2 protein-coding genes are annotated in these 5340 nt (G+C 64.6%); one reads left to right on the top strand and one right to left on the bottom strand.

Features of this window, described 5'->3' with window-relative positions; translation table 11 throughout:
* Positions 1-237 (top strand): ANTAR domain-containing protein (locus FNJ47_RS44415; protein WP_163162886.1); only part of this gene is annotated, 237 nt, incomplete at its 5' end.
* 55 nt (positions 238-292) lie between these two features.
* Here FNJ47_RS44415 and FNJ47_RS54095 read toward each other — a convergent pair.
* Entirely contained in the window at positions 293-5314 is a 5022-nt protein-coding gene (locus tag FNJ47_RS54095) for a filamentous hemagglutinin family protein (RefSeq protein ID WP_206685404.1), read from the bottom strand.
* Positions 5315-5340: the final 26 nt, after the last annotated feature.

Here is a 5340-nt window from a genome sequence, read left to right as displayed (position 1 = left end):
TTCGAACGAAGCGAACGCACCAGCGAGCTGAAGCAGCAGGTGGTGAAGCTCGAACAGCGGCTTCGATCCCGTCGCGTCGTGCTCGCCGCGGTGCTTCAGGTCATGCATACCCATGCACTGGCCGAGCCAGCCGCCTTTGCGCTGATCCGGCGGGCCGCCATGGAGCAGCGCAAGACGATCGAGGAACTCTCGGCCGAGATCACGGCAAACGGCTCCCTGCCCCGGGCAACCGGCTAGACCGGTATCGCCGTTCTCTCAACGCGCACCGGTCACCGCTTCGCCCGAAGGCGATCTAGTTCACGACCTGCCGGCGTTCATCCGGCGTCAGCTTCTTCAACTGCTCCGCGTTCAATTGGCCGTCGCCGATCAACTGGAAGGCGCTGTTCGGATCGTATTGGCTTTGCTTGTCGTTGCCGCGCCGCTTTTGTTCATCACCACCGTCGCCGCCGCCGTAGCCGAGCACTTCGACGATGATGACGGAGGGCTGCTCGTTGGTCCGCGGTGGCGGCATCGCGGCTTGCTGGGCGGCTGCGCCCGCCGTGTTCGAGGCTTCGCTCAGGGCGCCCATGTTGGGCGCCTGGACCTGCGGCACGCCGATGACGCCACCCTGCGCCTGAATGTTGGCGGCGTTGACGATATGCAGCGCAGCGATGTTGACGAAGCTCGACGCGCGGATACCCGCCTCGCCAGCATCGACGGTACCGAGCGGCGCGATCAGATCGACCGTTCCGCGCGGTACGTCCGGAATCGGCTGCAGCGTTGCGATGCCGGCGCCGCTCGACGGCACCACCGGCGATATCGTGATGTTGCCGTAGCTGTCGTAGGCGCGCTTGGGCGGCGTGTAGATCACGGTCGTCTTGGCGCCGCGGCCCGCGTTGATGTCGCCCTCCGCCGACCAGATGACGATGTTGCCGCCGAACGTCGTCATGATGCGCGAGAGGCCCATCAGCACGCTGTTTTGCGAATAGAGCTGGATGTTGCCCGCGCCTTGCGTGATGAGGCCCGCATCGGCGCCGGGCACCAGGCCTTCGGTCCCGATCGTGACCTCTCCGCCCGGCGTGAGGAACTGGATGTCGCCGCCGAAATCGGTGTGAACGAAGCCGCTTTGAATCGCGTAGTTCGCCTTGCCCGGCGTGCCGGTTGCCGCGGTGAATATCGTGATGTTGCCACGATAGGCGGACGGGTTCGGAAACAGCGCGGCGATCGCTTCGCGCCCGCGCAGATAAGAGCCGGCGCGCGGGCCGCCGATCTCGTTGTATTCGCGCCCGCCCGCGGTCAGCTCGGCATAGTAGACCTGCCGCAGGAAGATGCGTTGCTGTTCGCCCGGCAGCGCGAGGAAGTAACCGAGCGCATCGCCCTTGGCTCCGCTATAGCCGAAACGCTCCGTCAGCCAGGCATAAAGCTCATCCCCGTAAGTCTTCGCCACCTTGCCGTGCTGGTCGGCAAGCGGCCCGGCGCCTGCGAGGTTGTTCGGATCGAGATAGAGTTTGGCAAAGTCGGTCCAATCGACCTGGCCGACGCCGACCTCACCTGCACCAACGCCGGCCTGCATGACCACGTTGGCGCCGGGCCGCTTGTCGCCGGCCGCCAGGGCTCCGATGCTTTCGACTGTCGCCGTCGATCCCTGATAGATGTTCCTGGCCGCGGTGATCTCGAACGTTCCCGGTCCGGCGATCGCCCAGCCGCCGTTCACTCCGGAATCGAGTCCGGGCCAGCCTGCATAGATGATGTTGCCGCCGGCCGCGATGGTGGACACATCGTTGGGATCGTTGTGGAGGATCAGGCCCTTGGTATTGACCATGTCGCCGCCCGCCAGCATCCGCAGCGGCCCTGCCGCCTGATAGTAGACATTGTTGACGCCAAGGCCGCCAACGGTGTTGCTTACCGAAATGGCCTGCCCATAGGTGATCCCGGTGATATCGCCGTTGACCACGTAGATGCGTGCCGGATCGCCCTGGCTCGGCGCAGGATTATCCTTCACCGTGTTTGCACCAAAGGCGAAGGGGTACCCGCCCGTCGGGTAGGAGTAGACACCCAATCCACTCATCATGTCGTTCACTTGAGCGAAATTGCCCCAATAATTGGAGCCTGTGATGACCAGTCCCCCCGGTTGGTTGATCGAGATCGCCCAGGCGGGCTGGAATGGTGTCGCGAGAGCCGATACCGGCGCCATCGACGCCCCGATGGCGTTCGTGGTGCTGAAGATCGATCCTTCCGCCAGCATTTCGAACGCGCCGCCGTTGTCTGACGGCAGCAACATCCCACCCATCGAATTGTAGATGTTGCCGTTCGCGGCGATCGCCCGCACGGTCGACGGCAGGAACTGGAAGCCGAATGCCGCACTGCCTGGCGCGAGCGAACCGCCCGCGGCGAACATGTTGACGGCGGTTTGGCCCGTCCACAGCGTGAACCAGCTGGCGCCCAGGCCGCTCGTGCTGCCGTTATTGGCCGCCGTCACGCCGGTGACACCGACCCGGCCGGGATCAAGGATGGTTCCGACAGCCAGATCGCCGCGTGCACGGATGTTGATCACGCTATCGCCCGGTGCGAAATCCCCACCGGCGGCCGTGATCATGGAATAGGACGTCAACGGATTGATCGGCCGCGGATCCGCTCCGTTATCATTGCGGAGGTTGTTCGAGACGAGGCTGCCGAAATCGCCCGTCGCGACGTCCATCGCACCGCGAAGATTGACGAATTGATTGCCGCCGATGCCGATATCGCCCGCTTTCACCGACAGTGTGCCGCCGCCGGTCTGCACCAGGCTGCCGTCGGCCATCACGCGGCCGCTGTCGCCGACCGCGACGACCACACCACGACCGGCGCCGCCAATCGTGCCGCCGGCCTGCAATGTGACATTGCCGCCGCCGAGCGTACCGAGGCCGGAGAAGGCTGAGAGTCCCAAGGACAAGATGCTTGGGTCACGGATTTGATCGAACGTATAGCTGCCGAAATTGATGCCCCAGGCGGTCCTCTGACCAATCTCCGAGCCACCCTGGCGCCATAGCCACGACCCAATCTGATTCGTACCCTTCGTCAGCGTACCGCTGACATCGCCTTGCGCCACCAGCAGGAAATCGCCGCCACGCTCGGGATAATACATTCGCTGCGAGCCGAGCGTTGATTCATAGCCGGCATTTGCCGATCCCAGCACAGTGCCATCGGTCACCGTGCCGCGGTCAACGTTGTAGTCGGCATTCGCTGCCGTCCCGGTCTCCCTGATCGCGGTGCCGGCCGTGTAGACGCCGAACGGCGTCTGCTGATCGTAATTGCCCCCGGCCAGAATCTCGAGGTCACCTGTGCCGGTGCGCACGACGCTGACGCCCGGTGTGGTCGGCTTGTTGATGGTGACGTTATACGGATCGTTCAACACCACGTTGCCCGAGCCGGCCAGCGCGGCGACCGTTTGCAGCGCGCGGCTGTCGGCGCTGGCGAGATCGGCACCGCCGACCAGGCGCATCGACCAGGACTGCGTGCCCGCCCCAAGCATCGGGGCGGTCGGCCAGACCTGGCGATCGCCGGGACCGATCAGATTGACGTTCGTCATGCCGGCCGGCAACACGGTGCCCTTGGGAAGCGGCGTATCCGCGGTGAATGTGTAATCTCCGAACAGGGCAAGGCTGGTCCCTGCCGGCAGTGTCACAGGCTCAATCACCAAGCTGATGAATGAATTGATGAAGACCCTGCCGGTGAAATACAGGCCCTTTTCGAACACGGTACCGGCCGGAAATACCGTTCTAGTGGGGATCGTATCACCCGGGTTGTAAATCCTGTCCGGCGTGATGATGCGCCCGCCATGCACTATCCTTGCCGGATTTGGGGGTCCCAGCACCGTGAAGTCCTCCGCCAACGTTATCGCGACGGGCAGCGGATTGGCGGCGTTCGGGCTCGTCTGGACACTGCCGCCGACGAGATTGAGCTCCATGTTGATCGTGCCATCGCTCGGAATGGTCGAACCTTTGCCGAGGACCACACCACCCTTGGTGACCGTATAAGCGTCCGACAATGTTCCGGAGGCAATCACCGTCACCGCATCGGGCGATGCCGGCGGCGGTGCGAAACCATCCGTGATGCTGCCGTTGATCTTGAGATCACTGGCCGCGCGGACCACCAGCACGCCCGGTTCGCCGGAACCACGCACGGCCGCATCGGCATTCGGCCCGTAGCGATAGGCGGAGAAATCGAGATCGCCCTTGGTCGACAGATCACCACTCGAGGTGATGGCAACGCCGGGCCGCAGATGGAAAGCCAAGCCATAGGCCGCGAGCCCGGCCAGACGGTTCTGCAAATCACCATTCTGGAGCGCGGCGTTGATGAACGCCGTGCTGTCATTGTGCAGACCATCGAGATAGGCCTGGTCGATGACGCTGCCGCCCGGCAGGTCGTAGGTGCGGAAGCCGTTCATCGCGATGCTATCAGCACCGCGAATATTGAGCGGGCCACGCGCATCGATGGCGATGTCGTTGGCGCCGGCACCGTCACCGCCGGCGCCGCCGCGGCGCGGCGCGTTGAGCTCCAGCTTGCCGCGCGAGACGCCGTCCGGCGAACTCATGTCGATGGTCGCACCGGCAGCCAGCGTCATGGTGCCGTGCGTGGTGGTGAGTTCGACATGCGCGGTGTTGTTGGCCTCGATCGGCGCGCCGTAGCTGTCGGTTTGCAGCACGTTGCCATGGGCATCGAGCACGGCACTCGCCGTGAGCCTGAGATCGTCGCGTGCGGACAATCGGATGGTGCCGGGCTTGGCCCCGCTCGCGTCGATCCTGCCGTTGACTGTGAGACTGCCCTGATCGACCGCAATCGTCACGGTGCGCGCCTTGACACCGTCGCCGATGACAAGGCTGCCCTGCCGCAGATCGAAGCTGCGGGCGCCGAAGAAACCGGCGTCGTTGAGCTTGGCATTCAACGCGGCGAAATCGCCGAAATTCTGCGCCGCGACCGTGAACTGCCCGCTGTCGAAATCGCCGGTCGACGATCCCCTGAGCGTGCCGGCCAACGAGACCTGTCCATGCGCCGCATCGATCGCCTTGGCCGCGATCGAGCCCGCCGCATTGTAGGCGGCCGAGACATCGATCACCGACCCCGCATTCTGGATGATATTGCCGTTGGTGGAGTTCAGGACGAGATCGCCGCCCCAGCTGAACTTGGTGACGTCGAAGAAGGCGATGCCGCGGCCCGACAGATCGATCGCCGCGTTGCCGCCGAGCACGACGTCGTGCGTCGCGTTCAGCGTCAGCTTGCCGGACGGCAAGGCGAACGCGGTGTCGACAAGGACACTGTCGCCGGTGAAGGAGAGCGTACCGCCGAGATCGGTCACGCCACGCGTATCGGCGGGAGCGGCCC

Source organism: Bradyrhizobium uaiense (genome assembly GCF_010811875.1).
In the GTDB taxonomy this organism is placed as follows: Bacteria; Pseudomonadota; Alphaproteobacteria; order Rhizobiales; family Xanthobacteraceae; genus Bradyrhizobium; species Bradyrhizobium uaiense.
Note: the sequence above shows the minus strand (reverse complement) of the source record. Positions and strands in the feature narration are given on the sequence as shown.